Here is a 25,721-nt window from a genome sequence, read left to right as displayed (position 1 = left end):
GATGAGCCTTTATCAACTGCAAGGCCGCACCGCGATCGTCACCGGCGGCTCCTCGGGCATCGGCCTGGCCTGCGTCGAGCTGCTGCTGGAAGCCGGCGCCGCCGTGGCCTTCTGCGGACGCGACGGCGAGCGCCTGCGCAGCGCCGAAGCCGACCTGCGCCAGCGCTTCCCCCAAGCACAGCTGCTGGCCCAGGTGTGCAACGTGCTCGACGCCGAGTCGGTCAGCGCCTTCGCCCATGCCAGCCAGGCCGCGCTCGGCGAGGCCAGCGTGCTGATCAACAACGCCGGGCAAGGCCGGGTCTCGACCTTCGCCGACACCAGCGACGCCGCCTGGAGCGAAGAGCTGAACCTGAAATTCTTCTCGGTGATCAACCCGGTCCGCGCCTTCAAGGCCCAGCTGGAAAGCCAGCGCGAGGCCGCCATCGTCTGCGTCAACTCGCTGCTGGCCTGCCAGCCGGAACCGCACATGGTCGCCACCTCGGCCGCCCGCGCCGGGGTGATGAACCTGGTGCGCTCGATGGCCACCGAATTCGCCCCGCAGGGCATCCGGGTCAACGGCATCCTCATTGGCCTGGTGGAGTCCGGGCAATGGCGCCGGCGCTTTGAGGCCCGCGAAGAACGCGACCTCGACTGGGCGCAATGGACCGCCCAGCTGGCGCAACGCAAACACATTCCCTTGGGGCGCCTGGGCCTGCCGCTGGAAGCGGCCCGCGCGATCCTGTTCCTGGCCTCGCCTCTGTCGGCTTACACCACAGGCAGCCATATCGATGTATCCGGAGGCCTGTCCCGCCATGCGTAACGAAAACACTGTCACCGTGGGCGCTGCCATCACCGCCTTTCTCGAACAATGCGAGGTCAAGGCCGCGTTCGGCGTGATCTCGATCCACAACATGCCGATCCTCGATGCCTTTGCCGTGCGCGGCAATATCCGCTTCGTCATGGCCCGTGGCGAAGCCGGCGCCGCCAACATGGCCGACGCCTATGCCCGCACCACCGGCGGCCTCGGCGTGTGCCTGACCTCCACCGGCACCGCGGCCGGCAACGCCGCCGGCGCCATGGTCGAAGCGCAGACCGCCGGCACGCCGCTGCTGCACATCACCGGGCAGATCGAAACGCCATACCTCGACCAGGAACTGGCCTACATCCACGAAGCCCGCGACCAGCTGAACATGCTCAAGGCGGTGTCCAAGGCGGCGTTCCGCGTGCGCAGCGTCGAGACCGCCATCAGCACCCTGAAGCTGGCGGTGCAGACCGCCCTGACCGCGCCGACCGGGCCGGTGAGCGTGGAAATCCCGATCGACATCCAGTCGACCTTTATCCCGATGCCCACCGACCTGTCGCCGTTGCCGATCCCGGTCGCGGTGCCGGCGCCGGAAGCCCTCGACCTGGTCGCCGAACGCCTGGCCGGGGCCAAGCGTCCGCTGCTCTGGCTCGGCGGTGGCGCCCGGCATGCCGGGGCGCAGGTCAAGCGCCTGCTGGCCATGGGCGTGGGCGTCATCACCTCGACCCAGGGCCGCGGCGTGGTCAACGAAGACGACGAGCGTTGCCTCGGGGCCTTCTCGCAGAACAAGCGGGTCGAGCAGTTCCTGCAAACCTGCGACGCGCTGCTGATCGCCGGCTCGCGGCTGCGCAGCAACGAGACCTTCAAGTACGCCCTGAAGTTGCCGCAGAACACCCTGCGCATCGACGCCAACCCGGCCATCGAAGGCCGCAGCTACGCCAGCGAACTGTTTATCTGCGGCGACGCCGCGCTGGCCCTGGAGGGCCTGGCCGACCGCCTCGAAGGCCGCTTGCAGACCGACCCGGACTTCCTCGCCGAACTCAAGGCGGTCCGCGAGCAATCGCGCAGCCAGCTGGTGGCCGACCTGGGGCCGTACTCGGCGATGGTCGAACAGTTGCAGGCCAGCACCGGCCGCAACTTCTCCTGGGTGCGCGACGTGACCCTGTCCAACAGCATCTGGGGCAACCGCCTGCTGACCCTCTACCACCCGCGCGCCGGGGTCCACGCCCTCGGTGGCGGCATCGGCCAGGGCCTGGCGATGGGCATCGGCGCGGCCGTGGCCGCCGCCGAAACCGCGCCCGGGCGCAAGGTCTTCGCCCTGGCCGGCGACGGCGGTTTCATCCTCAACCTCGGTGAGCTGGCGACCCTGGTCCAGGAGCGCGCCAACCTGGTGATCCTGCTGATGAACGACCAGCGCTACGGGGTGATCCGCAATATCCAGGACGCGGTCTACGGCAGCCGCCATTGCTACGTCGACCTGCACACCCCGGACTACACCAAGCTCGCCGAGTCCCTGGGGCTGCGCCACGGCCTGGTCACCGACCTCAAGGACTTCGGCAAGGTGGTGGACAGCGCCCTGAGCCAGCCCGGCCCGTTCCTGCTGGAAGTCGACATGCTCAGCGTCGGCAACTTCGCCACCCAGTTCGCCGGCCCGCCCAACAGCGAAACCAAAGCCCAGAAGGCCACCGCCTGAGGATCGCGCCATGTTGCATATCACCATGATCGGCTGCGGCGCCATTGGCGTCGGCGTGCTCGAACTGCTGGAGCAGGACCCGCAGTTGTGCGTGGACTACGTCATCGCCTCCCAGGGTTCCGAAGCCCTGGTGCGCCAGCGCCTGGCCAGCTTCAAGCAGCCGCCGCAGGTACTCACCGCGCTGCCGGCCGACGCCCGTCCGGACCTGCTGGTGGAATGCGCCGGTCACCGGGCCATTGAAGAACACGTGCTGCCGGCCCTGGAGCGCGGCATCGCCTGCCTGATCGTCTCGGTCGGCGCGCTCTCCGAAGTCGGCCTGGTGGAGCGCCTGGAAGCCGCCGCCGAACGCGGCCAGACCCGCATCGAACTGCTGCCCGGCGCCATCGGCGGCATCGATGCGCTGTCGGCGGCCAAGGTCGGCGGGCTGGACTCGGTCAACTACACCGGACGCAAGCCGGCCCGCGCCTGGAAGAACACCCCCGGCGAGCAGGCCTGCGACCTCGACAGCATCAGCGAGGCCACGGTGATCTTCCAGGGCAGCGCCCGCGAAGCGGCGCGGCTGTACCCGAAGAACGCCAACGTCGCCGCCACCCTGTCGCTGGCCGGGCTGGGCCTGGATCGCACCCAGGTGACGCTGATCGCCGACCCCCACAGCGAGGAAAACGTCCACCACTTCGAAGCCCGGGGCGCCTTCGGCGGTTTCGAGTTGAGCCTGCGCGGCAAGCCGCTGCTGGCCAACCCCAAGACCTCGGCGCTGACCGTGTACAGCGTGGTCCGTGCCCTGGGCAACCACGCCCACGCGATATCCATTTAAGGAGCCGGTCGATGACCCTCGAACAGACTTTACCGATCTGCATCGCCGGCGAGTGGCGCCTGGGCCGCGGCGAGCGTTACGCCAGCCGCTACCCGGCCACCGGCGAAGCCGTGGCCTGGCTCAACGCCGCCGATCTGCAGGATGTCGAAGACGCCATCCAGGGCGCGCACCAGGCGTTCCTGCACAGCGGCTGGGCCCAGCGCAAACCCCACGAGCGGGCCGGCGTGCTCTACCGCATCGCCGAACTGATCCGCCAGCACGGCGAAGAGCTTGCGCAATTGCAGCGCCAGGACAACGGCAAGCCGATCAACGAGACCCGCGCCCTGGTGGCCAGCGCCGCCGGCACCTTCCAGTTCTTCGCCGCGGCCTGCGAAACCCTGGAAGAAACCATCACCCCGTCGCGCGGCGATTTCGTCAGCATGAGCGTGTATGAGCCAATGGGCGTGGTCGCCGCGATCACCCCGTGGAACTCGCCGATCGCCAGCGAGGCGCAGAAGGTCGCGCCGGCCCTGGCGGCGGGCAACGCGGTGGTGATCAAGCCGGCGGAAATCACCCCGCTGCTGGCCCTGCGCCTGGCCCGCCTGTGCGAAGAAGCCGGCCTGCCCAAGGGCCTGGTCAGCGTGCTGCCCGGCAAGGGTTCGCTGCTCGGCGATGCCCTGACCCGGCATCCGCTGGTCAAGCGCGTGTCGTTCACCGGCGGCACCCGCACCGGCAAGCACATCGCCCATATCGCCGCCGACAAGATGATGCCGGTGTCCCTGGAACTGGGCGGCAAGTCGCCGACCATCGTCCTCGACGACGCCGACCTCGACCACGCCGTGGCCGGGGTGCTGTACGGCATCTTCAGTTCCTCGGGTGAAGCCTGCATCGCCGGCTCCCGGCTGTTCGTCGCCCGTGCCTTGTACGAGCCGTTCATGCAGCGCCTGGTGGCGGCCGCGGCCAACCTGCGGGTCGGCGACCCGGCCGACGAAAACACCCAGATGGGCCCGCTGATCAGCGCCGGCCATCGCGAATCGGTGGAGCGCTACGTGGCCCTCGGGCTGGCCGAGGGCGGACGCCTGCTGCTCGGCGGCCAGCGCCCAACCGGCGGCATCTACGATCAAGGCTACTTCTACCCGCCGACCATCCTCGAAGGCCTGAGCAACAGCCAGCAGACCTGCCAGGAAGAAATCTTTGGCCCGGTGCTGGTGGCCATGCCCTTCGATGACGAAGCGCAGCTGCTGGAGCAGGCCAACGACAGCCTGTACGCCCTCGCGGCCGGGATCTGGAGCCGCGACTACAAGCGCGCCTGGGCCCTGGGCCGGCGCCTGCAGGCCGGCACGGTGTGGATCAACACCTACAAGCAGTTCTCGATCTCCACGCCCTTCGGCGGCTGGCGCGACAGCGGCCTGGGCCGCGAAAAAGGCCGCCTGGGCATCCTGCAGTACATGGAACAGAAGAGCCTCTATTGGGGCATGAACGAACAGCCACTGGCCTGGGCCGGTGTGCCACGAGAGGTAGCGCTATGAGCGTGTTAGGCATCGATGAAGTCACCTATGGCGTCGAGGATCTGGACACCTGCGTGCGGTTTTTCAGCGACTGGGGCCTCAAGCAAGTCAGCGCGCAGCCCGACGAGGTGATCTTCGAAACCCTCAACGGCTGCCGCGTGGTGCTCGCCGACCTGGACAAGCCGGGCCTGCCGCCCGCCATCGAGGCCGGCTCCACCGTGCGCGAAGTGGTCTGGGGCGTGGCCAGTACGGCGGACCTGGCTCTGTACCGCCAGCGCATCGCCCATGACCCGGGGTTTGTCGAGACCGACGGGCGCATCGGCTGCACCGATCCCAACGGCCTGGCGATCCGCCTGCAAGTGACCCGCAAGCGCGAGATCGACATCGAGTGCAGCGGCCACAACACCTGGCAGACCAAGGGCCGGATCAACAAGGCGGCGCCGGTCTATGAACGCGCGACGCCGATCGAAGTCGGCCACGTGGTGTTTTTCGTCAAGGACGTGAACGCCTGCGAAGCCTTCTACCACGAGCGTTTCGGCTTCCAGGCCTCGGACCGTTATCCGGACCGCGGGGCGTTCTTGCGCACCGCCGAGGAAGGCGGCCACCACGACCTGTTCATGCTGCAACTGCCGGCGCCGCGGGCCGGGCTCAACCACGTGGCGTTCACCGTGCGCGACGTGCACGAAGTGTTCGGCGGCGGCATGCACATCTCCCGCAGTGGCTGGACCACCGAGATCGGCCCGGGGCGGCACCCGGTGTCTTCGGCGTTCTTCTGGTACTTCAAGAACCCCGCCGGCGCGCTGGTGGAGTACTACGCCGACGAAGACCAGCTGACCGGCGAATGGCAGCCGCGCACCTTCGAACCGGGGCCCACGGTGTTCGCCGAATGGGCCATCGCCGGCGGCATCGACGGCCATACCCGGCGCCAGCAGAACGTCGAGGCGCCGCAAGGCAAATTCCTCACCGACAAACCGAAACCCTGAGCAGGAGTCGTCCATGTCTTCCCTGAACATTGCCATCGCCGGCGCCGGTATCGGCGGCCTGACCGCTGCCATCGCCCTGCACCGCGCCGGCCACCGGGTCACCGTGTTCGAACAGTCGAAAGCCTTCCTGCGGGTCGGCGCCGACATCAACCTCACGCCCAACGCGGTGCGCGCGCTGGATGGCCTGGGCATAGGTGCCGCGGTGCGCCTGCCGGCCGCCCGGCCGACCCATCGCATCAGCCGGATGTGGGACAGCGGCGAAGAAACCTCGCGCCTGGAAATGGCCGACGCCGCCGAGCGCAAATACGGCGCGCCGCAACTGACCATCCACCGCGCCGACCTGCTGGCGGCCCTGGCCGAAGTGTTCCCGCTGGAGCAGGTGCAATTCGCCAAGCGCGCCGAGCGGGTGATCCAAGACGACGACGGCATCGCGCTGCACTTCAAGGACGGCAGCCAGCACCGCTGCGATGTCTTGATCGGCGCCGACGGCATCCACTCGGTGGTGCGCAACGCGCTGTTCGGCGAAGAACATCCGCGCTTCACCGGGGTGGTGGCCTACCGCGCGGTGGTGCCGGCCGAGCGCGTGGCCCAGGTGCCGAACATCCAGGCCTTCACCAAATGGTGGGGCCCCAACCCGCAGAGCCAGATCGTCACCTTCCCGCTGAACCAGGGCAAGGACATCTTCATCTTCGCCACCACCGCCCAGGACAGCTGGCACGAGGAGTCCTGGACCAGCGCCGGCGACGCCGAGGAGCTGCGTAGCCACTACCGGGCGTTCCACCCGGACGCCCGCGCCCTGCTCGACGCCTGCACCGATGTGCTCAAGACCGCGCTGTACGAACGCGATCCGCTGCCGTTCTGGTCCAGGGGCGCGATCACCCTGCTGGGCGACGCCTGCCACCCGATGATGCCGTTCATGGCCCAGGGCGCCGGCCAGGCCATCGAGGACGCGGTGGTGCTCGCCCGCTACCTGCACGACCTCGACAGCCCGGCGTCGGTCGCCGCGGCCTTGCAGGCCTACCAGCAGGCGCGCCTGGCGCGCACCAGCCAGATCCAGATCGGCTCGCGGGGCAACCAGTGGCTCAAGGACGGCGGCAACGCCGACTGGGTCTACGGCTATGACGCCTGGGCCGTGCCCACCGACAGCGCGGCCTGAACATGAGCGAGACATTGCTGGTGACCGTGCTGCTCAAGCACGACCAATCGAAGAACCTGGAAGACATCCAGCGCCACATGAAGCAGCAGGACTGGTGGGAGCGCTTTCCACCGCAAGGCGTCGAGCTGGTGTCGTGGACCGTGGCCATGGGCCTGGGCCAGATCGTCACCCTGCGCTTGCCGCCAAGCCTGCTGCCGGCCCTCAACGTCGAGCTCGAACGCTCGGCCTGGGGCGTGTTCGGCACTGAGGTTTTCCCGACATACGACTTTATCCCGGTGCGCGAAACGATCCGCGAACGGGTACGCAACGGAGGTCAATGACATGAGCACCCACGAACGATTCCTCGAACCCCATCAGGCGCGCAAGCGGCCCAACACCCAGTTCGAAGAGCTGCTGGGCGATTCCATCGAGCGCGCTTTCGGCAATGGCGTGAGCGAGCTGCCGGCGCTGCTCGCCCACCTCAACCTGGCCGGGCCGCCCTGCCCGCTGACCAGCGGCGAGTGGACCGAGGATGCCTATAAAACCCTGATGGCCCGGCTGGGCGAATGACCCGGCAGAAGGAATAACAAGATGAATACGCAACTGACCGTCGACCCTGTTGAAAATCACCTGGCCAATGGCCTCAAGGACCTCTGGTTCCCGGTATTGCCCTCGGACCTGCTGGGCGAGAAACCGGTATCGGTGCGCCGCCTGGGCTACAAGATCGCCCTGTGGCGCGACAACGATGGCAGCGTCCATGCCCTGGAAGACCATTGCCCGCATCGCGGCGCGCCGCTGTCCCAGGGGCCGGTGCTGGGTGATCGCCTGCAATGCCCTTACCACGGCGTCGAAGTGCGCTGCGACGGCACCGTGACCAAGGTGCCCGGCAGCCCCGGCTGCAAGCTCGAAGGCAGCCGGCCGACGCGGATGTTCCACACCCGCGAGGCCGCCGGCGCGATCTTCCTGTTCAACGCCACCGACCCGCACTTGGAAACTCCGCCGGAACTGGTGCTGCCGGAGCAGCTGAGTTCCCCCGAGTGGAGCAGCTTCGTCTGCTACACCGAGTGGAAAGGCGACTACCGCTATGTGCTCGACAACGTCATGGACCCGATGCACGGCACCTACCTGCACAAGATGTCGCACTCGATGAGCGAAGGCGAAGCCACCGCCAAGTTCGTCACCCGCGACACCGACAACGGTTTCTTCTTCGAGAAGGAAGGCCAGCGCGGGGTGAACTTCGACTGGACCGAGTTCATGGACAACGGCTGCCACTGGCTGCGCCTGGAAATTCCCTACCCGAAAACCGGCGGCCCGGGCGGCAACTTCACCATCATCGGCAGCTACACCCCGAGCAGCCGCTCGCTGGCGGCGGTGTTCCACTGGCGCTGCCGTCCGCTGACCGGCTGGCAGCGCGACACCTGGCGCTTCCTCTACAAGAACCGCCTGGAAGCGCGGCACTGGGCGGTACTGGAGCAGGACCGGGTGCTGCTGGAGTTCATGGAGCCGGACGCCAACCAGCGCGAAAACCTCTACCAGCACGACCTGGGCGTGGTGCGGTTGCGGCGCTACCTGAAGAACGCTGCCAAGGCCCAGCTCGAACTGATCGAAGCGAAGCAGCTGCCATGAACCGGGCCCTGCGCCGGGTGCGCAGCGCAGCCGTGGCCGAGCCGGCCGGCGCCAGTTGGTCCAATGCCCTGGTGATCGGCCGCGAGGTGCTGCTGTCCGGCATGACCGCGCACCCCGCCAGCCGCGAGGCCGCGCAAGCCGGCGCGGCGCTGGATGGCTACGCCCAGACCCTGCTGGTGCTGGGCAAGATCCAGGCATTGGTGGAAGCCGCCGGCGGCCACATCGGCAATATCTGCCGGCTGACGGTGTACCTCACCGACATCGCCGACAAGGAGCAGGTGGGCCGCGCCCGGCGCGATTTCTTTGCCGGGCAGGCGCTGTTCCCGACCTCCACCCTGGTGGCGGTCAGTGCGTTGGTGTTTCCCGAATTACGGGTCGAGATCGAGGCCGGCGCCCGGCTCGATGTCGACCTGCGTACCGTCATAGAGGTGAACGATGTCTAAACCCTCCCTCCTCACCGCCCGCGTCCACACCTTGCGCTACGAAGCCGAAGGCATCATCAGCGTCGAGCTGCGGCCCCTGGGCGATACGGTGTTCCCGCCGTTCGACGCCGGCTCGCACATCGACCTGCACCTGGCCAACGGCCTGGTGCGCAGCTACTCGCTGCTCAACTCGCCCAGCGACCAGGGCCGTTACGTGGTCGGCATCCTGCGCGACCGCAACAGCCGCGGCGGCTCGGAATACGTGCACAGCCAGCTGCGGGTCGGCATGCACCTGTCGATCGCCGCGCCGCGCAACAACTTCGAACTGGAGCCAAGCGCCAGCCACAGCGTGCTGGTGGCCGGTGGCATCGGCATCACGCCGATCTACTGCATGTTCCGCCAGCTGCTGGCCCTGGGAAAATCCGCCGAGCTGATCTACTGCGCGCGCTCGCGCCAGGAGGCCGCGCTGGTGGAAGAGCTGAGCGGGCTCAAGGCCCGGGTGATCTACCACTTCAACGATGAGAAAGGCGCGCCGCCGGACCTCGCCGCCTACCTCGCCGGCCAGCCGGCGGACACGCACTTCTACTGCTGCGGCCCGACGCCGATGCTCGATGCCTTCGAAGCCACCTGCGAGCGCCTGGGTTATCCCCATGCCCATATCGAGCGCTTCGCCGCCGCCGAGTTGCCACCCAGCGCAGACGCCCAGAGCAGTTACAGCGTCGAGCTGAAAAAGTCCGGCAAGACCCTGTCCGTGGAGCCCGGCCTGAGCCTGCTGGATGTGCTGCTCGAAGCCGGCTGCGACATCGACCACAGCTGTCGCGAAGGGGTCTGCGGCTCCTGTGAAACGCGGGTGGTGGAAGGCGAGATCGACCACCGCGACGGCGTGCTGACCAAAGCCGAACGGGCGGCCAACCGATCGATGATGGTCTGCGTTTCCGGCTGCAAGAGCCGGCGCCTGGTGCTGGATCTCTAGCACGCTATGTAATTGCTACGTAACGGTTACGTAATTGCTACGTAATCGTTGCGAGGCAAAGGCTGTACGGCTATTACATACCGCCAAAACCGCTGGAAGGCTGCAAAACGACCGCTGTAGCCGCTGCCGAGCCTGCGAGGCTGCGATCGGTTGCGCAGCAACCGCAAAACCTGCCAACTGCGCTTCCATTGATACACCGCGGCGCCCGGATGGCGGCCCCTGCGGTGCCGTTCGCAGCCTCGCCCGCTCGGCAGCGGCTACAGGAATCCAGGCATGTCGCCGGCCGACGCTCCCACACAATGGCCGCCACAACCGCCGAGAGGCTGCAAAAACCGCTGTCGTAGCCGCTGCCGAGCCTGCGAGGCTGCGATCGGTTGCGCAGCAGCCGCAAAACCTGCCAACCGCACTTCCATTGATACACCCCGGCGCCCGGATGGCGGCCCCTGCGGTGCCGTTCGCCGCCTCGGCAGCTCGGCAGCGGCTACAGGCAGTGATGTCGGCCTTTTTTATGCTCGCGGTTTATGGCGAAAAATGAACTTTCGCTGCAACCGACAGGCATCTGATTGTTCACCAGTAAAACAAACTTCCTGCCCGCTTATTTAACAGCGTGCAATAAAGACGCACCTATAACGCGCAACTTTGTTACCCACTTTCCCCGCTGTTTCACAGGCTGCACAGAAGCCTGTGTTTCCCATATAAACAATTGTTTTCAATAAACTTTTCATAAACATCCAAGATGCCGGACGCCTGGCACAGTTCCTGCTCTACCCCCTGTAAATCCACGGGCCAAACGGCGTTCCACCGATAAAACAACAATAACCAGCACTTAATCCGGCAAGACCCACTCCCGCCACAGTTGCCTTATCAGGCAAGCGGGTAAGTGTTGCCGATCGTCAAGTAGCGCCGAGCATTAAAGGTGAGGTCAAAAATGAAACGTCATGTCTTATGTGCAGGATTGATGGTAGTCAGTTGCGCAAGTTTCGCCGTCGAACCCATTCCTTCCGCCCCCGTGCGGGCCAACGCCGCCAACAAGCCTTTTCCGCATATTTCCTGGCGCAGTGACGACGGCGACAGCAGCCTGGATATCGGCGGCGCGCTGCGCACCAATTACCGCGACGAACATTGGGACACCACCGAGAATAACGGCCGGTTCCTGTTCGACACCTTCCGCCTGGATGTGCAGGCCACCTACAAGAACCTCTACAGCGATATCGGCTACTGGTTCCAGGACGACGGCAAGCGCTCCATCGACCGCGGCTTCGTCGGCTACCGGCTCAACGCCAACTCCAACCTGCAACTGGGCGCGCCGTTCAAGCCCTTCGGCCTGGAGCCCTATCCGCAGTTCGGCTGGAGTTATCACATCCCGTTTTTCATGGGCTACGGCGTGAGCGCGGGCTCGGGCCTCAAATACACCTACAAGGATCAGGACTGGGACGTGCAGCTCGGCTACTTCCCGCGCATGTTGCCCACGGATATTCGCTACTCGCCGGAAGTCGGGCGTTACGCCGACCTCGATAACAACGCCATTGCCTTCACCCAGTCGCGCCAGGACAACGAGAAGCGCAACCAATTCAACGCCCGCGTGGCGCGGACCTTCAACAGCGATGGCTGGAAGACCGAGATCGGCGCCTCGCTGGCCACCGCCCAGCTCTACAACGCCACCACCAGGGACGATGGCGACTACTGGGCCGCGGGCGTGCACGCGGTCATCAGCAAGGGTCCGTGGACCGTCACCACCCAGGGCATCCGCTACGAGTTCGATCCCCAGAACCCGACCGGCGTCAGCCAGGATTCGGTGCTGATGGGCGGCAACGGCCTGACCCCGGCGTACCTGATCGCCTCCAAGGCCACCATCGCCTCGTTCAACGTCGGCTACGACATCTACACGCCCAAGCTCGGGCAATTGAAGAAGATCAAGCTGTACAACGACTACAGCCGGATGATGAAAGACCGGAGCGGCTGGGACGACTCGCAGATGTACACCGTGGGCGCGCAGTTCCTGGCCATGCCGATCATGGCCTGGGTCGACCTGACCTGGGCCCGGAACGCCAACCCCTACGGTGGCGCGGAGAACGGCAGCGGCTTCACCAGCACCAGCTCGGTGGGCAGCAACCAGTGGTACTACCGGACCAACGTCAATATCGGCTACTACTTCTGAGGCCTGCCGGACCGCGCCGCCCCCCATCGCGGGCAATCGAGCATCGACCGGCCCGCTCCTACGAAAACGCAAAGCTGTCGCCGGTATCGTCTGCGACGGGAATCTTCTGTAGGAGCGGCCGGTCGACGCTCGATCGCTCGCGATAGCCGCAAAGCGGCGCTCTGCCAGCCACACCACATTTTCGTTGACGTTCATCGCGAGCAAGCTTCGCTCCTACGGAGGCGATAAAGCGTGCCGAGGCGCCGGCGCAAGAACCGATTCAGCCCCTTTCCCCGCCTGCCGTTCCTCGGCTCGACGCGCTACATGCAGACGGCGGGCGCGCGCACCGGTATAGTGCGCCCCCTCTTCACATGGACAGCCGTCGGTAACGAGGCTCAACCCCATGGGAAACCCGAACTAATAACAACCCGCGAATTGGAACCGGGACGAACACTCGCCCCACCTGTCGTGCTGCCCGCGCGACGGTGTGTAACTCGATGTTTCGGACCGCCCAGCTTCTGCCTTTACAAAAAACAGCGAGGAATACTCCATGCTCGAAGTCATCAACGACTTCCTCTCAGGGAAAGTACTGATCGTGCTCATTGTCGGGCTCGGTAGCTACTTCACGATCCGCTCGCGTTTCGTTCAATTGCGCCACTTCTTCCACATGTTCGCGGTGTTCCGCGACAGCCTCAAAGGCAGCGCCGGGCAACTCAGCTCGTTCCAGGCCCTGATGCTCAGCCTTGCCGGCCGTGTCGGTGCAGGCAACATCGCCGGTGTCGGCATCGCCGTGACCCTCGGTGGTCCGGGTGCGGTGTTCTGGATGTGGGTGACCGCACTGGTCGGCATGTCCAGCAGCTTCTTCGAATGTACCCTGGCCCAGGTCTACAAGCGCGCCGATGGCGACGGCCTGTACCGTGGAGGTCCGGCTTACTACATCCAGCACGGCCTGAAGCTCAAAGGCATGGCGGTGGTGTTCTCGATCCTGCTGCTGGTCACCTACGGCTTCGCCTTCATCGGCCTGCAGTCCTACACCGTGACCCATTCGCTGCAGAACGCCTTTGCCTTCGACCCACAACACACCGGTATCGTCCTGGCGGTGCTGCTGGCCATCACCTTCATCGGCGGTATCAAGCGCATCGCCTCGGTGTCCGACCTGCTGGTACCGATCAAGACTCTGGCCTATATCGGCGTGACCCTGTACGTGATCGGCACCCAGATCGAACAGGTCCCAGCCATGCTGGAAACCATCTTCAAGAGCGCCTTCGGTCTCGACCCGGCTTTCGGCGGCTTGCTCGGCAGCGCAATTGTCATGGGCGTGAAGCGTGGCGTGTTCGCCAACGAAGCGGGCCTGGGCAGTGCGCCGAACGTCGCCGCCGTGGCCGCCGTGAAGCACCCGGGCGCCCAAGGCGTGGTCCAGGCTTTCAGCGTGTTCCTCGACACCTTCGTGATCTGCACCTGCACCGCGCTGCTGATCCTGCTGTCGGGCTTCTACACCCCAGGCTTCGAAGGTGACGGCATCGTCCTGACCCAGAACTCGCTGGCCGCCGTGGTCGGTGACTGGGGCCGCATGTTCGTCAGCGTCGCGCTGTCGCTGTTCGTCTTCACCTGCATCCTCTACAACTACTACCTGGGCGAGAACAGCCTGCAGTTCCTCACCCGCAACCGCGCTGCGCTGATGACTTTCCGCGGCCTGGTGCTGGCGCTGGTGGTCTGGGGTTCGATGCAGGACCTGTCGACCGTGTTCGCCTTCGCCGACATCACCATGACCTGCCTGGCCTTCGTCAACCTGGTGGCCCTGGCCATGCTGTTCAAGGTCGGCCTGCGCGTGATGCGCGACTACGACGAGCAGCGCCGCGCCGGCGTCAGCCAGCCAGTGTTCGACTCCAGCAAATTTACCGATCTGGACCTGGACCTGAAGGCCTGGCCGACCAGCCCGTCGGTTGCTGCCGAGGCCGACGTTCAGCCGCAAGGTATTCCCGCAGCGCAACGCTGATCGGGTAAAAACCGGGCGCATGTCTTGCGCCCGGCGTGACACAAGCGGCGGTCAGCTTCATGCTCGACCGCACGCTGTCATCGTTCCGGAGACTCCCCAATGAATGCCAACACCTATCCTGCCGCGCAGAACGTCATGGTGCTCTACACCGGCGGCACCATCGGCATGCAGGCCAGCGCCCACGGCCTGGCCCCGGCCTCGGGTTTCGAGGCGCGGATGCGCGACTACCTGCACAGCCAGCCCGAGCTGGTAGTGCCCGACTGGCGCTTTCGCGAGATGGCGCCACTGATCGACAGCGCCAACATGACCCCCGCCTACTGGCAGCGCCTGCGCGAAGCCGTGGTCGATGCGATCGACGTGCAGGGCTGCGACAGCGTGCTGATCCTGCACGGCACCGACACCCTGGCCTACAGCGCCGCGGCCATGAGCTTCCAGCTGCTGGGCCTGCCCGCCCGCGTGGTGTTCACCGGCTCGATGCTGCCGGCCGGGGTGACCGACAGCGATGCCTGGGAAAACCTCGGCGGCGCCCTGGTCGCCCTCGGCCAGGGCCTGGCGCCGGGCGTGCACCTGTACTTCCACGGTGAACTGCTGGCGCCGACCCGCTGCGCGAAGATCCGCAGCTTCGGCCGCCATCCGTTCGCGGCGTTGCAGCGCCAGGGTGGCGCAGCCAAGGCGACCTCGATTCCAGCGCAGCTGGATTACCGCCAGGCCAAGCAACTGGCCAGGGTCGGCGTATTGCCGCTGGTGCCGGGGATCGCCGCCGAACAGCTCGACGCCCTGCTGGGCAGCGGCATCCAGGCGCTGGTGCTGGAGTGCTTCGGCAGCGGCACCGGGCCGAGCGATAACCCGCAGTTCCTGGCCAGCCTGCAACGCGCCCGGGAACAGGGCATCGTGGTGGTGGCCATCACCCAATGCCATGAAGGCGGCGTGGAGCTGGACATCTACGAGGCCGGCAGCCGCCTGCGCGGCGTCGGCGTGCTGTCCGGCGGCGGCATGACCCGCGAAGCGGCCTTCGGCAAACTCAACGCCCTGCTGGGCGCCGGCCTGGACAGCGCCGAAGTGCGGCGCCTGGTGGAACTGGACCTGTGCGGCGAGCTGAGCTGACAGCACGTCATCGTTCACCTTCATCGCGAGCAAGCTCGCTCCTACAGAAGCTCCACAGTCCCTTGTAGGAGCGAGCTTGCTCGCGATAGCCGCAACGCGGCGATCCAGCCGCCGCCCCACGCCATCGTTGGAATTTGTCGCAGGCGCGGCATACAAATTGCTCCGTTTTCAGCATCCCCCGGGCTGGAAACGGACATGCTGCACTCCCACCTCACCACCCTCAACGCCGTCTCGCTGGTGCTCAACACCTTCAAGGACCAAGGGCTGCCCAGCGACGCGCTGCTGGCCGGCAGCGGCATCAACGCCGCCGACCTGAGCCGCGCCGACACCCGCATCACCACCAACCAGGAAATGCTGGTGTGCGCCAACGCCGTGGCCCTGCAAAGGGATATCGGCCTGGAGCTGGGCCGGCGCATGCACGTCTCCAGCTACGGCATGCTCGGTTATGCCCTGCTCACCAGTGCCACCTTAGGTGACGCTTTGCGCCTGGCGCTGCGTTATCCGGCGCTGTTGGGAACACTTTTCGAGCTGAGCCTGGAAGCGGACGGCGAGCTGATCTGGCTGACCGCCGCGGATTACCGCGAGAACCCGGCGCTGGCGACCTTCAATATCGAGTTCTGCCTGGTGTCGTTGAAGGTCATCTGCGACGACCTGCTGGGCCATCCGCTGCCCTTGCGCGGCGCCCGCTTCGACTACCCCGCCCCCGATTACCAGCGCCGCTATGCCGAGCGCTTCGACTGCCCGCTGCAATTCGATGCAACCTGCAATGCCTTCGCCTTCGACCGGCGCTGGCTCGAACAGCCGCTGCCCCTGGCGGACGCCATCACCCACCAGGCCATGGCCGAACGCTGCCGCAAGCAGAACACCGAATTCACCGGGCGCCAGGCCTGGCTCGGGCGCATCCGCCAGCTGCTGGCGGCGCAACTGGACGCCGCGCCGGGCCTGGAAGGCCTGGCCGAACAGATGAACTGCTCGGCCCGCACCCTGCGCCGGCACCTCAAGGACCTGGGGTGCAGCTATCAGGAACTGCTCGACGAGCTGCGCTTCGAGCGAGCCAAGCAGATGCTCTGCGAGGACGACCTGCCGATCTACCGCATCGCCGAAGCCCTGGGCTTCAGCGAAACCGCGAGCTTCCGCCATGCCTTCGTGCGCTGGAGCGGCGTCGCCCCGAGCCAGTTCCGGCCCTGACACAAACCCCGGCATAAAACCGCCGATTGCATTACATTGCCGGCCTTTCATATCGGCAAGGGACTGCAAACGTGAACTTCTTTACAGGCATCGTTGCCAGGCACATCCGCTTTTGCGCGAGCAGCCTGGCGCTGCTGATGCTCGCCATCGCGCCCGCCGTCCAGGCATTCGACCTGGACCTGGCCAAGATCAAATGGTGGCAAGTCTCCCGCGGCATCGTCCTGGACGAACCGGAAACCGCCACCCTGCAGATCAAGCCGTTCCCCCTGCCAGGCCTTGAGCAGCTGCCAGCGCGGATCGTGCTCAGCCAGTACCGCGGGCTGTTTTATCTCAACGCCTACCAGGACGCGCAGTACCAGCAGCGCATCTACAAGTCGCCGCCCTTGCCGCTGTTCAGCCCCGAGGAACTGCGAGCCTGCGTCTCGCCGGACGACCCGATCCAGGTCTCGGACAACTGGCCGCCGAGCAATCAGCTCGAAGTCGGGCTGAGCCTGACGCCCTTGAGCTTCAATTGCATCAGCCCGGACTGGCAGCTCAGCCAGCGTTATCTGCTGATCGACCAGCGCTATCCGAAGCAGCCGATGCTGGCCGTCAGTCACCGCCGCGACCTGACCCAGATGGACTTCACACCGCTGCAACCGATCGGCGCCGAGATCGAGCAACAGTGGTTGTACGCCCTGCAGCGCTTTCCTGCGTGGTTCCGGCCCTTCAGCAGCGGCACGGGCCCGATCACCTTCAATGCCTATACGCCACCAGCCACGGCGGATGATGTCTGGACCCAGTTCCGCGAACTCCACGAGCAACTGCGCAAAGCCAAGGACAAGGGGCCGGGCATCCGCCAGGTGGAAGACTTCTTCGCCGCCCATGACTTTCGCACCATGGCCCAGGACCGCAGCGAATACCCGGGCCTGCTCAACGACATCGCCTACTGGACCAGCGAGGCCGGCCAGCTGAAAACCGCCCGCCCCTGGCTGTTGGAGGTGTTGCGCCGGGAACCCGGGCGCATGCCGACCTACCTCAACCTGGCCGACCTGGACTGGGCCCAGTTCGAACAACGGCCGCTGGACAATATCCACCAGGGCCGCGCCATCGAGCGCTATCGGCTGTATTGCGGCCTGCGCCTGCAACGCCAGTTGAGCGTGCCGCCGCGCGTGCTGCAGCGCCTGGGCCTGAAGTCCGCCAACCCGCAGGCGTGCCAGGGCTTCTGGCCGCTGGTGGCCGCCGTGGATGCCGGCGACGCGGCCGAGGTCCGGCGCTTGCTGGCCAGTGGCGTCAGTGGCGAAGTCATGGCCGATGACGGGCGCAGCGCCCTGCTGCACGCCCTGGACGCGCCAAACCTGGAGATCGCCCGACTGCTGCTGGCCCACGGCGCCCATACCAGCGGCCAGTACAAATGGACCACCCTGGCCCTGCAGGCCATGGAGCGCGACCTCAAGGACAGCCCTGACCTGAACCAGGGCGGGCGCCTCAAATTCCTCCTGGAAGCCGGGGTCGCCGTCGACGAGCAAAACAGCCGGGGCTACACCCCGCTGATGCAACTGGCCGAGCAGAAGCGCAACCTCGAAGGCTTCACCTGGCTGCTGCAACACCCGCAGAACCTCGAACTGCGCACCGTGGATGACAACGAAACCGCACTGTACCGGGCGTTCTGGGGCAACAACTACACGGCCATGAGGCAACTGATCGAAGCCGGTGCCAATCTCAACCTGAACTACGGTCGCGGCACCTGCTCCAACCAGCAACCCGGCGGCCAGAGCCTGCTGACGTTCGTCGCCGACAAGACCTCCGCCGACGACAAGACCTCCGCCGACGACAAGTCCCCCACTGTCAGCCAGCAGGAGACCCTGGACATGTTCACCCTGCTGCTGGAGAAAGGCGCCGATCCGAATGCCGGCCAGCGCTGCGAGAAAAACGGCCGCGCCCTGCTGCTGGGTATCCTCACCCGGAAAAAACGCGAGGACATGCTCCAGGTGCTGCAGCGCTTCGATCAAGCGCCGCCCGCAAGCTGACCCCGCTGGCGCCCCGCAATGGGGCGCCGTGCTGTTTCAAGGGGCGAATTGCGGACACAGGTTTTGGCCATATCGATCCCATTTTGGCCGCTCCGGCCGTTCTCCAAAAGCCCCGGCGCCGCAAGACTGTGAGCACCGAACCAGCCTGCGGAGAACAAGAAATGCTGACGATCTACTCGGACGATCACCACCTGCACCACGGCCGCTGCGAACTGATCGACGGGCAACTGATGCCCTGCTTCGAAATGCCGTCGCGCGCCGACCACGTGCTGGACCGCGTGAAGTATCGCAACCTGGGCCCGGTCGAGGCGCCCAGGGACTTCGGCCTGGGGCCCATCGAACGCATCCACAGCCGCGCCTACCTGGACTTCTTCAAGGGCGCCTGGGACCGCTGGGCCGCCCAGGGCATCGACGGCGACCTGCTGCCCTACACCTGGCCGGCGCGCACCCTGCGCAGCGTGATCCCCACCAGCCTGCACGGCCAGCTCGGCTACTACAGCTTCGACGGCGGCGCGCCGATCACCGCCGGCACCTGGCAGGCGGCCTACAGCGCCGCGCAAGTCGCCCTGACCGCCCAGGCGGTGATCCAGCGCGGCGCGCGCAGTGCCTTCGCCCTGTGCCGGCCACCGGGACACCATGCCGCCGGCGACCTGATGGGCGGCTACTGCTACCTGAACAACGCGGCCATCGCCGCCCAGGCCTTCCTTGACCAGGGCCACAAGAAGGTCGCGATCCTCGACGTCGACTACCACCACGGCAACGGCACCCAGTCGATTTTCTACGCGCGCAGCGACGTGCTGTTCACCTCGATCCACGGCCACCCGGAAGCCGAATTCCCGTTCTTCCTGGGTTATGCGGACGAGCTCGGCGAAGGCGCAGGCGTTGGCTTCAACTTCAACTACCCGCTGCCCGCCGGCAGCGGCTGGGACAGCTGGAGCGCGGCGCTGGAACAGGCCTGCGAGGAAATCCGCCGTTATGGCGCCGACATAGTGGTCGTATCGCTGGGCGTGGACACCTTCAAGGACGACCCGATCTCGCAGTTCAAGCTCGACAGCCCGGACTACCTGGCCATGGGGCAACGCATTGCCGCCCTGGGCACGCCGACGCTGTTCGTCATGGAAGGCGGCTACGCGGTGGAAGAGATCGGCATCAATGCCGTGAACGTTCTCGAAGGCTTTCAAAACGCCCAGTGAAGGAAACCCGCCACATGAACAGGCTCAAAAGCTACCTCTTGCCCGCGCTCTGCGCGGCGCTGCTGGGCGGTGCCGCACAGGCTGAAGAACGCACCCTGCGCGTCTACAACTGGTTCGACTACATCACCCCCAAGGCCCTGGAAGACTTCAAGGCCGAGAACAGCCAGGTCAAGCTGGTCTATGACATCTTCGACACCAACGAGGCGCTGGAGGCCAAGCTGCTGACCGGCAACTCCGGCTACGACGTGGTGGTGCCATCCAACGTGTTCCTCGCCAAGCAGATCGAGGCCGGGGTGTTCCAACCGCTGGACCGCAGCAAGCTGCCGAACTGGAACCACCTCGATCCCAAGCTGATGCAGCTGATCGAGGCCAACGACCCGGGCAATAAGTTCGCCGTGCCCTACATGTACGGCACCATCCTGATCGGCTTCAACCCAGCCAAGGTCAAGGCCGCCCTCGGCGAGAACGCGCCGGTGGACAGCTGGGACCTGATCTTCAAGGAAGAGAACATCAGCAAGCTCAAGCAGTGCGGCGTGGCCCTGCTCGACTCGCCGTCGGAGATCCTGCCGCTGGCCCTGCAGCACCTGGGCCTGGACCCCAACAGCAAGCAGCCGGCGGACTACGCCAAGGCCGAAGCGCTGCTGCTGAAGATCCGCCCCTACGTCACCTACTTCCACTCGTCCAAGTACATGGCCGACATCGCCAATGGCGATATCTGCGTGGCGGTGGGGTATTCCGGCAGCTTCTCCCAGGCCGCCAACCGCGCCAAGGAAGCCAAGAACGGCGTGGTAGTAGACATGCGCCTGCCCAAGGAAGGGGCACCGATCTGGTTCGACATGCTGGCGATCCCCAAAGGGGCGAAGAACCCGGACGACGCCTACCGCTTCATCAACTACCTGCTGCAACCCAAGGTGATCGCCCCGGTCAGCGACTTCGTCGGCTACCCGAACCCGAACAAGGACGCCACTGAGCGGGTCGATCCGTCGATCCGCAACAACCCCAACCTGTACCCGACCGACGCGGCAATGAGCACGCTGTACACCCTGCGGCCGCTACCTCGCGACGCGGAACGGGCACGGACCCGGGCCTGGACCAAGATCAAGGCCGGGACCTGATCGCCCGGCGTCCGTAGGAGCGAGGCTTGCCCGCGAACAACCTGCCCGGCGCCTGTCTGTAGGAGCGAGGCTTGCCCGCGATAGGGACGCCGCGGTGTATCGGCTACACCGCGTTATCGTTCATCGCGGGCAAGCCTCGCTCCTACGGAAACTCAACATCCCGTCAGCCCTTGCGGCTGACGCTCCTCGGCAAAGAACCACGGCCGCAGGCGCACGCCCACGCCATTGCCGATAAAGGCCGCCACCAGCCACAGCCAGCCATGCAGGCTACCGGAGGCGATACCGCTGAAGTAGGCGCCGATGTTGCAACCGTAGGCCAGGCGCGAACCGTAACCCAGCAGCAAACCACCGATCACCGCCGCCACCAGCGAGCGCGCGGGAATCTTCAGGCTTGGCGCGAAACGCCCGGCCAGGCCCGCCGCCAGCAAGGCGCCGAAGACGATGCCGATATCCATCACGCTGGTGATGTCCTGCCACACCGGCGCGGCCAGGGCCTTGGCGTTCGCCGCGCCCTGCCAGAACACCCAGTTGCCGACATCCACCCCCAGCCCGCTGGCGACCTTGGCGCCCCACAGGGCAAACGCCGAGGTGATGCCCCAGGGCCGTCCGGCCAGGGCCAGGGTGGCGAAGTTCAACAGGGCCAGGGCGACCGCGCCCCACACCAATGGCCAGGGCCCGCGCAGCAGGCGGCGCCAGCCCTGGTGCGCGCTGTCGACCGGCGCTTCCAGCGTGCCGTGGCGGCTCTTCTCCAGGCGTACCGTAACCAGGGCGATCAAGGCGAACAGACCGAGGCTGAGCCCCAATGCCGGCGCCACGCCGAAGCGCTGCACGATGGACACCGGCGGCAGCGACGGCAAGGCGAACCACCAGTCCACATGGTGGGTGGCGATCAGCGAACCGCAGATGAAAAACAGCAGGGTCACCAGCATCCGCGCGTTACCGCCGCCCACGGTAAACAGCGTGCCAGACGCGCAACCACCGCCCAGCTGCATGCCGATGCCAAAGATGAACGCACCGACAATCACCGAGACCCCGGCCGGCGCCACCAGCCCCGTGACCGGCGAACCGAACAGGCTGCCCTCGCCCAGGGCCGGGAAGAACAGCAGCACCGCCAGCGCCAGCATGACCATCTGCGCCCGCAGGCCGGCGCCGCGACGATCGCGGATAAACACCCGCCAGGCCGAAGTGAAACCGAAGGCGGCGTGATACAGGGTCAGGCCCAGGGCCGCGCCCAGCAGCAACAGCCACACCTGGCGCGAGCCAGCCTGGGCCTGCAGGAATACAGCGCCAGCCAGCAGCACGATCAAAGCGAACAAAGGCGCGCCGAACTTGCGTTCGGGCGTTGCGGAAAGAGTCAGGCTCATAAGGGTTCTCGACAAAGACAATGGCCGCGAGTATAGCCGTCACACGCCCCAGGCCCGGCGCAGACGCTCCAGGGCACAGGCGATAGCGGCCTCGGGCACCGCGGCGAAGCCCAGCACCAGGCCAGCGCGCTGGTCCGCCGGCTGGGGCGAGTCCGGCAGCCAGTAGTTGCTCAGGCCGTTGATCTCGACATCCAAGGCGGCGGCCTTTTCCAGCAGTTCGCGCTCCCGGGCCAGGCTCTGCACCGGGATCGTCAGGTGCAGGCCCGCCGCCACATTCGGTAACTTGCCCACCCCGGGGATATCCACAGGCCAGCCGGCCAGCAAGGCGTTGCGCCGACTCAGGGCGGCGCGGCGCATGCGCCGGATATGCCGCTGGAAATGCCCGGCGGCCATGAACTCGGCCATCACCGCCTGGGTGCTGACCTCGGAATGGCGCACATCCACCGCCCGGCGCTGGGCGAAGGGTTGCACCAGCGCCGGCGGCAGCACCAGGTAACCCAGGCGCAAGGCCGGGAACGCGACCTTGCCGAAGGTGCCGACGTACAGCACCCGGCCCTGCCGGTCGAGCGCCGCCAGGGGGGCCAGCGGCGCGCCGCTGTAGCGGTACTCGCCATCATAGTCGTCCTCGACTATCCAGCCGTTGGTGCGCTCGGCCCAGGCCAGCAGTTCCAGGCGCCGGGCCAGGCTCAGGGTGACCCCGGTGGGGTACTGATGGGACGGCGTAACGTAGACCAGTCGGCAATCGCTCAGGGCTGCCAGCGCCCCGCAGTCGAAGCCCTCGTTATCCACCGCCACCCCGTGCAGGCGCGCGCCGGCAATCGCGAAGGCATGCCCCGCCGCCCGATAGCCGGGGTTTTCCACCGCCACCCCGTCGCCGGGGTTCACCAGCAACTGTGCACAAAGGCTTATGCCCTGTTGTGCACCACTGGTGATCACAATTTGTTCAGCGCTGCATTGCATGCCGCGCGAACTGCGCAAGTAGGCGGCGATCAATCCACGCAGACGCTCCTCGCCGGCCGAATCGCCATAACACAGCTGGCCCAGATCCGGTTTGCGCCAGAAAGCCGCATTCAGCTTGGCCCAGACCTCGAACGGAAACAGATCGAAGGCCGGAATCCCCACCCGAAAAGCCCGTGGCGGGCCGCTTTGCGGAGTCGCCAAATGGTGCTGTTCGACCCGTTCCAACGCCTCGCTGTGGATAACTTTACTGGATGTAATCCCAGGTAAATCCGGGCATTTTGTGGATAACCCTGTGGGTAAGCCTGGTGATAACCCTGTGGATAGTTTTGTGGATAAATTTTTCGCCGACTTTTTGATCGGCAGCCGGCTCTCGGGCAATTGCGCCACATAGGTGCCATCGCCCACCCGGCCTTCGATAAAACCTTCGGCGTACAGCTGGTCGTAGGCGCGCACCACGCTGTTGCGGGAAATCTCCAGGGCCGCCGCCAGGTCGCGGCTGGCCGGCAGGCGCGTGCCGCTGGCCAGCCGGCCGTCCAGCACCCGCTGGCGCAAGGCCTGGTACAGCTGGCGGCTGAGTCCCTGGCCGCGGTCCAGCTCGATACCGGCGGGGTTGAAGGAAAGCGGCAATGTCGGGCTGTTCATGGACTCCCCCCGGCCGGCTGAATGGACCCGCCAATGGACCTATGAAAATGACTGAAGATGGCTCTTACAACAGACCAATAGCCTGCCTAGGATGCAGCCATTCGCCAAGGATATTTTTCCATGTACCTACCCCGCGCTTTCGCCGAAGAAGACCTGCCTACCCTGCACCAGCTGATCGGGGAAACCCGCCTTGCCACCCTGGTGACCTACGGGGAGCGCGGCCTGCAGGCCAATCACCTGCCGCTGTCGTTCGCCCCGGACCAGGGCCCGTACGGCACCCTCTACGGCCACCTGGCCAGGGCCAACCCGCAATGGCAGGAACTGGCCAGCGGCGCCGAGGCGCTGCTGATCTTCCAGGGCGCCGAAGCCTACGTCAGCCCGTCGCTGTACCCGAGCAAGGCCGAGCACGGCAAAGTGGTGCCGACCTGGAACTACGTGAGCGTGCATGCCTACGGCGTGGCCGAGGTGTTCCACGATCCGCAGCGCATCCGCGAAGTGGTCAGCGCCCTGACCGACCAGCATGAAACCGGCCGCGCCAGCCCCTGGAAATTCGAGGACGCCCCCGCCGAGTTCATGGACAGCATGCTGCGCGCCATCGTCGGCTTCGCCCTGCCGATCCAGCGCCTGGAGGGCAAGCGCAAACTCAGCCAGAACCGCACCGCCGCCGACATCGCCGGCGTGCGCGAAGGGTTGGCCGCCAGCGCCGATCCCCATGACCAGAGCATTTCCCAACTGATGCGCCAGGAGCAGCCATGAGCCAGATCCAGATTCGTCCCGTCACCACCGCTGACCACGCAGCCTGGCTGCCGCTGTGGCAGGCCTACCTGCGTTTCTACAACACCGAGCTGGCCGACGCGGTCACCCGCAGCACCTGGCAGCGCTTCCTCGATCCCGCCGAGCCGACCCACGCCGCCCTGGCCTGGGACGGCGAGCAGGCGGTGGGCATGGTGCATTTCATCTACCATCGCTCCAACTGGAGCATCGAGAACTCCTGCTACCTGCAGGACTTGCTGGTGGTCCCGGAGCAACGCGGCACCGGCGTCGGTCGCCAACTGATCGAATTCGTCTACGCCACCGCCAAGGCCGACGGCTGCTGCAAGGTCCACTGGCTGACCCACGAAACCAACGCCACCGCCATCCAGCTCTACGAGCGGATCGCCGAACGCCCGGGTTTCATTCAATTTCGCAAAGCCCTTTAAGCGTTCAAGGAGAACCCCATGCCGACCTCACTCGCCGACTGGAAAGGCGTGCCGCCGCCGTCCACCACCCTGCTCGAAGGGCGCTTTATCCGCCTGGAAAAACTCGACCCGGCGCGCCACGCCGACGACCTGTGGCAAGCCTTCCAGGGCCCGGGTGCCGACCCCAAGCTGTGGGACTACCTACCCTACGGGCCCTTTACCGAACGCAGCGCCTTCAATGACTGGCTGAACAACCACGCGGCCAACAGCGACCCGTATTTCTTCAGCGTGGTCGACCGGGCCAGCGGCCAGGTGCAGGGCCTGCTCAGCCTGATGTCGATCGTCCCGGCCCAGGGCCGCATCGAGATCGGCCACGTCACCTTCGGCGCCCCCATGCAACGCTCGCCCAAGAGCACCGAAGCGGTGTACCTGCTGGCCAAGGAAGCCTTCGCCCTGGGCTATCGCCGCCTGGAGTGGAAGTGCAACAACGCCAACGCCCGCTCGCGTTATGCGGCCGAGCGCCTGGGTTTCAGTTTCGAAGGGGTGTTCCGCCAGCACATGGTGGTCAAGGGCCAGAACCGCGATACCGCCTGGTATTCGATCCTCGACTCCGAATGGCCGAAGGTCGGCGCCGGGTTCGAGCGCTGGTTGAGCGAGGACAACCAGAGCGGCTCGGGGCAGTTGAAGGGGTTGGCGGAGTGCCGGGGGTAAGCCGGTGTAGCCGCTGGCGCAGCCTGCGATAGACCCGCAGGGTCTTTGGCGGTCGCAAGATCCCCGCGAGCGTGCCGCTCGATCGCAGCCTTCGGCAGCGGCTACACAAAGCCTGGAACACGGCTGCATTATCGTGCCCGGCACTGCCCCTGTAGCCGCTGGCGCAGCCTGCGATAGACCCGCAGGGTCTTTGGCGGTTGCAAGATCCCC

At 66.1% G+C, this 25,721-nt stretch carries 23 protein-coding genes; 21 read left to right on the top strand and 2 right to left on the bottom strand.

What is annotated here, in order from left to right; translation table 11 throughout:
• Window position 1 precedes the first annotated feature (1 nt).
• The 18 genes from AC07Y9_RS09230 to AC07Y9_RS09145 all read left to right on the top strand — a co-directional run bounded on the left by AC07Y9_RS09230 (window position 2) and on the right by AC07Y9_RS09145 (window position 20,656).
• Window positions 2-799 (top strand): SDR family oxidoreductase, encoded by a 798-nt coding sequence (locus tag AC07Y9_RS09230; protein ID WP_102680249.1) that lies wholly within the window; start codon window positions 2-4, stop codon window positions 797-799.
• Window positions 792-2,474: a thiamine pyrophosphate-binding protein gene (locus AC07Y9_RS09225; RefSeq protein WP_007928497.1), complete on the top strand. Its 1,683-nt coding sequence runs from the start codon at window positions 792-794 to the stop codon at window positions 2,472-2,474. Before AC07Y9_RS09230 ends, AC07Y9_RS09225 begins: the two co-directional genes overlap by 8 nt.
• A 10-nt stretch (window positions 2,475-2,484) precedes the next feature.
• Window positions 2,485-3,288: an aspartate dehydrogenase gene (locus tag AC07Y9_RS09220; RefSeq protein ID WP_007928496.1), complete on the top strand. Its 804-nt coding sequence runs from the start codon at window positions 2,485-2,487 to the stop codon at window positions 3,286-3,288.
• 11 nt (window positions 3,289-3,299) lie between these two features.
• Window positions 3,300-4,796: an aldehyde dehydrogenase gene (locus AC07Y9_RS09215; RefSeq protein WP_102680248.1), complete on the top strand. Its 1,497-nt coding sequence runs from the start codon at window positions 3,300-3,302 to the stop codon at window positions 4,794-4,796.
• Window positions 4,793-5,758 (top strand): VOC family protein, encoded by a 966-nt coding sequence (locus AC07Y9_RS09210; RefSeq protein WP_102680247.1) that lies wholly within the window; start codon window positions 4,793-4,795, stop codon window positions 5,756-5,758. Before AC07Y9_RS09215 ends, AC07Y9_RS09210 begins: the two co-directional genes overlap by 4 nt.
• Before the next feature lie 13 nt (window positions 5,759-5,771).
• Complete coding sequence (locus tag AC07Y9_RS09205; RefSeq protein ID WP_101336303.1) at window positions 5,772-6,914, top strand: FAD-dependent monooxygenase; 1,143 nt, start codon at window positions 5,772-5,774, stop codon at window positions 6,912-6,914.
• A 2-nt stretch (window positions 6,915-6,916) separates the two neighbouring features.
• Window positions 6,917-7,234, top strand: coding sequence for a hypothetical protein (locus AC07Y9_RS09200; protein WP_085532767.1), 318 nt, complete (start codon window positions 6,917-6,919; stop codon window positions 7,232-7,234).
• A gap of 1 nt (window position 7,235) precedes the next feature.
• Window positions 7,236-7,463: a recombinase-like helix-turn-helix domain-containing protein gene (locus tag AC07Y9_RS09195; RefSeq protein WP_102680246.1), complete on the top strand. Its 228-nt coding sequence runs from the start codon at window positions 7,236-7,238 to the stop codon at window positions 7,461-7,463.
• 21 nt (window positions 7,464-7,484) lie between these two features.
• Window positions 7,485-8,519: a Rieske 2Fe-2S domain-containing protein gene (locus AC07Y9_RS09190; RefSeq protein WP_007928484.1), complete on the top strand. Its 1,035-nt coding sequence runs from the start codon at window positions 7,485-7,487 to the stop codon at window positions 8,517-8,519.
• Window positions 8,516-8,962: a RidA family protein gene (locus AC07Y9_RS09185; RefSeq protein WP_102680245.1), complete on the top strand. Its 447-nt coding sequence runs from the start codon at window positions 8,516-8,518 to the stop codon at window positions 8,960-8,962. The genes AC07Y9_RS09190 and AC07Y9_RS09185 overlap by 4 nt, the downstream gene beginning before the upstream one ends.
• Window positions 8,955-9,914 carry a PDR/VanB family oxidoreductase gene (locus AC07Y9_RS09180; RefSeq protein WP_085532761.1) on the top strand — a complete coding sequence of 320 codons (960 nt, stop codon included), beginning with the start codon at window positions 8,955-8,957 and terminating at the stop codon, window positions 9,912-9,914. The genes AC07Y9_RS09185 and AC07Y9_RS09180 overlap by 8 nt, the downstream gene beginning before the upstream one ends.
• A gap of 928 nt (window positions 9,915-10,842) precedes the next feature.
• On the top strand, window positions 10,843-12,072 hold the full coding sequence (locus AC07Y9_RS09175; protein ID WP_102680244.1) for a putative porin: 1,230 nt from the start codon (window positions 10,843-10,845) through the stop codon (window positions 12,070-12,072).
• Window positions 12,073-12,601: 529 nt separating this feature from the next.
• Complete coding sequence (locus AC07Y9_RS09170; RefSeq protein WP_007927555.1) at window positions 12,602-14,047, top strand: alanine/glycine:cation symporter family protein; 1,446 nt, start codon at window positions 12,602-12,604, stop codon at window positions 14,045-14,047.
• A 99-nt stretch (window positions 14,048-14,146) separates the two neighbouring features.
• Window positions 14,147-15,151 carry an asparaginase gene (locus AC07Y9_RS09165; protein ID WP_102680243.1) on the top strand — a complete coding sequence of 335 codons (1,005 nt, stop codon included), beginning with the start codon at window positions 14,147-14,149 and terminating at the stop codon, window positions 15,149-15,151.
• Window positions 15,152-15,346: 195 nt separating this feature from the next.
• The gene (locus tag AC07Y9_RS09160; RefSeq protein WP_102680242.1) at window positions 15,347-16,339 is read left to right on the top strand and encodes an AraC family transcriptional regulator; all 993 of its coding nucleotides are present in this window, start codon (window positions 15,347-15,349) and stop codon (window positions 16,337-16,339) included.
• A gap of 71 nt (window positions 16,340-16,410) precedes the next feature.
• Window positions 16,411-18,348, top strand: a complete 1,938-nt coding sequence (locus AC07Y9_RS09155; protein WP_102680241.1) for an ankyrin repeat domain-containing protein — start codon at window positions 16,411-16,413, stop codon at window positions 18,346-18,348.
• Between the two features lie 161 nt (window positions 18,349-18,509).
• Window positions 18,510-19,541 carry a histone deacetylase family protein gene (locus tag AC07Y9_RS09150; protein ID WP_102680240.1) on the top strand — a complete coding sequence of 344 codons (1,032 nt, stop codon included), beginning with the start codon at window positions 18,510-18,512 and terminating at the stop codon, window positions 19,539-19,541.
• A 14-nt stretch (window positions 19,542-19,555) separates the two neighbouring features.
• On the top strand, window positions 19,556-20,656 hold the full coding sequence (locus AC07Y9_RS09145) for a polyamine ABC transporter substrate-binding protein (protein ID WP_102680239.1): 1,101 nt from the start codon (window positions 19,556-19,558) through the stop codon (window positions 20,654-20,656).
• 152 nt (window positions 20,657-20,808) lie between these two features.
• Here the strand turns inward: AC07Y9_RS09145 and AC07Y9_RS09140 are convergent, their stop codons facing one another.
• Window positions 20,809-22,020: a YeeE/YedE family protein gene (locus AC07Y9_RS09140; protein WP_102680238.1), complete on the bottom strand. Its 1,212-nt coding sequence runs from the start codon at window positions 22,018-22,020 to the stop codon at window positions 20,809-20,811.
• A gap of 39 nt (window positions 22,021-22,059) precedes the next feature.
• Complete coding sequence (gene pdxR, locus AC07Y9_RS09135) at window positions 22,060-23,622, bottom strand: MocR-like pyridoxine biosynthesis transcription factor PdxR (protein ID WP_102680237.1); 1,563 nt, start codon at window positions 23,620-23,622, stop codon at window positions 22,060-22,062.
• Between the two features lie 120 nt (window positions 23,623-23,742).
• On the opposite strand from pdxR, the gene AC07Y9_RS09130 reads away from it, so the two are divergent.
• Genes AC07Y9_RS09130 through AC07Y9_RS09120 form a run of 3 tightly spaced genes read left to right on the top strand, consistent with a single transcriptional unit; the run spans window position 23,743 to window position 25,511 of the window.
• Window positions 23,743-24,378 carry an FMN-binding negative transcriptional regulator gene (locus AC07Y9_RS09130; protein WP_087087458.1) on the top strand — a complete coding sequence of 212 codons (636 nt, stop codon included), beginning with the start codon at window positions 23,743-23,745 and terminating at the stop codon, window positions 24,376-24,378.
• Window positions 24,375-24,821, top strand: coding sequence for a GNAT family N-acetyltransferase (locus AC07Y9_RS09125; protein ID WP_102680236.1), 447 nt, complete (start codon window positions 24,375-24,377; stop codon window positions 24,819-24,821). Before AC07Y9_RS09130 ends, AC07Y9_RS09125 begins: the two co-directional genes overlap by 4 nt.
• A gap of 18 nt (window positions 24,822-24,839) precedes the next feature.
• A complete protein-coding gene (locus AC07Y9_RS09120; protein WP_102680235.1) occupies window positions 24,840-25,511 on the top strand; it encodes a GNAT family N-acetyltransferase in 672 nt (223 codons plus the stop codon).
• The last annotated feature ends 210 nt before the right edge of the window (window positions 25,512-25,721 follow it).

The sequence above is a fragment of the Pseudomonas sp. GW456-L12 genome (assembly GCF_059424045.1).
This window is presented reverse-complemented; position numbering and strand designations above follow the sequence as displayed.

Excerpts from the sequence above, each read along its gene's own strand:
- AC07Y9_RS09230 (WP_102680249.1), top strand. The coding sequence starts at position 2 with ATGAGCCTTTATCAACTGCAAGGCCGCACCGCGATCGTCACCGGCGGC.
- AC07Y9_RS09225 (WP_007928497.1), top strand. The coding sequence starts at position 792 with ATGCGTAACGAAAACACTGTCACCGTGGGCGCTGCCATCACCGCCTTT.
- AC07Y9_RS09220 (WP_007928496.1), top strand. The coding sequence starts at position 2,485 with ATGTTGCATATCACCATGATCGGCTGCGGCGCCATTGGCGTCGGCGTG.
- AC07Y9_RS09215 (WP_102680248.1), top strand. The coding sequence starts at position 3,300 with ATGACCCTCGAACAGACTTTACCGATCTGCATCGCCGGCGAGTGGCGC.
- AC07Y9_RS09210 (WP_102680247.1), top strand. The coding sequence starts at position 4,793 with ATGAGCGTGTTAGGCATCGATGAAGTCACCTATGGCGTCGAGGATCTG.
- AC07Y9_RS09205 (WP_101336303.1), top strand. The coding sequence starts at position 5,772 with ATGTCTTCCCTGAACATTGCCATCGCCGGCGCCGGTATCGGCGGCCTG.
- AC07Y9_RS09200 (WP_085532767.1), top strand. The coding sequence starts at position 6,917 with ATGAGCGAGACATTGCTGGTGACCGTGCTGCTCAAGCACGACCAATCG.
- AC07Y9_RS09195 (WP_102680246.1), top strand. The coding sequence starts at position 7,236 with ATGAGCACCCACGAACGATTCCTCGAACCCCATCAGGCGCGCAAGCGG.
- AC07Y9_RS09190 (WP_007928484.1), top strand. The coding sequence starts at position 7,485 with ATGAATACGCAACTGACCGTCGACCCTGTTGAAAATCACCTGGCCAAT.
- AC07Y9_RS09185 (WP_102680245.1), top strand. The coding sequence starts at position 8,516 with ATGAACCGGGCCCTGCGCCGGGTGCGCAGCGCAGCCGTGGCCGAGCCG.
- AC07Y9_RS09180 (WP_085532761.1), top strand. The coding sequence starts at position 8,955 with ATGTCTAAACCCTCCCTCCTCACCGCCCGCGTCCACACCTTGCGCTAC.
- AC07Y9_RS09175 (WP_102680244.1), top strand. The coding sequence starts at position 10,843 with ATGAAACGTCATGTCTTATGTGCAGGATTGATGGTAGTCAGTTGCGCA.
- AC07Y9_RS09170 (WP_007927555.1), top strand. The coding sequence starts at position 12,602 with ATGCTCGAAGTCATCAACGACTTCCTCTCAGGGAAAGTACTGATCGTG.
- AC07Y9_RS09165 (WP_102680243.1), top strand. The coding sequence starts at position 14,147 with ATGAATGCCAACACCTATCCTGCCGCGCAGAACGTCATGGTGCTCTAC.
- AC07Y9_RS09160 (WP_102680242.1), top strand. The coding sequence starts at position 15,347 with ATGCTGCACTCCCACCTCACCACCCTCAACGCCGTCTCGCTGGTGCTC.
- AC07Y9_RS09150 (WP_102680240.1), top strand. The coding sequence starts at position 18,510 with ATGCTGACGATCTACTCGGACGATCACCACCTGCACCACGGCCGCTGC.
- AC07Y9_RS09145 (WP_102680239.1), top strand. The coding sequence starts at position 19,556 with ATGAACAGGCTCAAAAGCTACCTCTTGCCCGCGCTCTGCGCGGCGCTG.
- AC07Y9_RS09140 (WP_102680238.1), bottom strand. The coding sequence starts at position 22,020 with ATGAGCCTGACTCTTTCCGCAACGCCCGAACGCAAGTTCGGCGCGCCT.
- pdxR (WP_102680237.1), bottom strand. The coding sequence starts at position 23,622 with ATGAACAGCCCGACATTGCCGCTTTCCTTCAACCCCGCCGGTATCGAG.
- AC07Y9_RS09130 (WP_087087458.1), top strand. The coding sequence starts at position 23,743 with ATGTACCTACCCCGCGCTTTCGCCGAAGAAGACCTGCCTACCCTGCAC.
- AC07Y9_RS09125 (WP_102680236.1), top strand. The coding sequence starts at position 24,375 with ATGAGCCAGATCCAGATTCGTCCCGTCACCACCGCTGACCACGCAGCC.
- AC07Y9_RS09120 (WP_102680235.1), top strand. The coding sequence starts at position 24,840 with ATGCCGACCTCACTCGCCGACTGGAAAGGCGTGCCGCCGCCGTCCACC.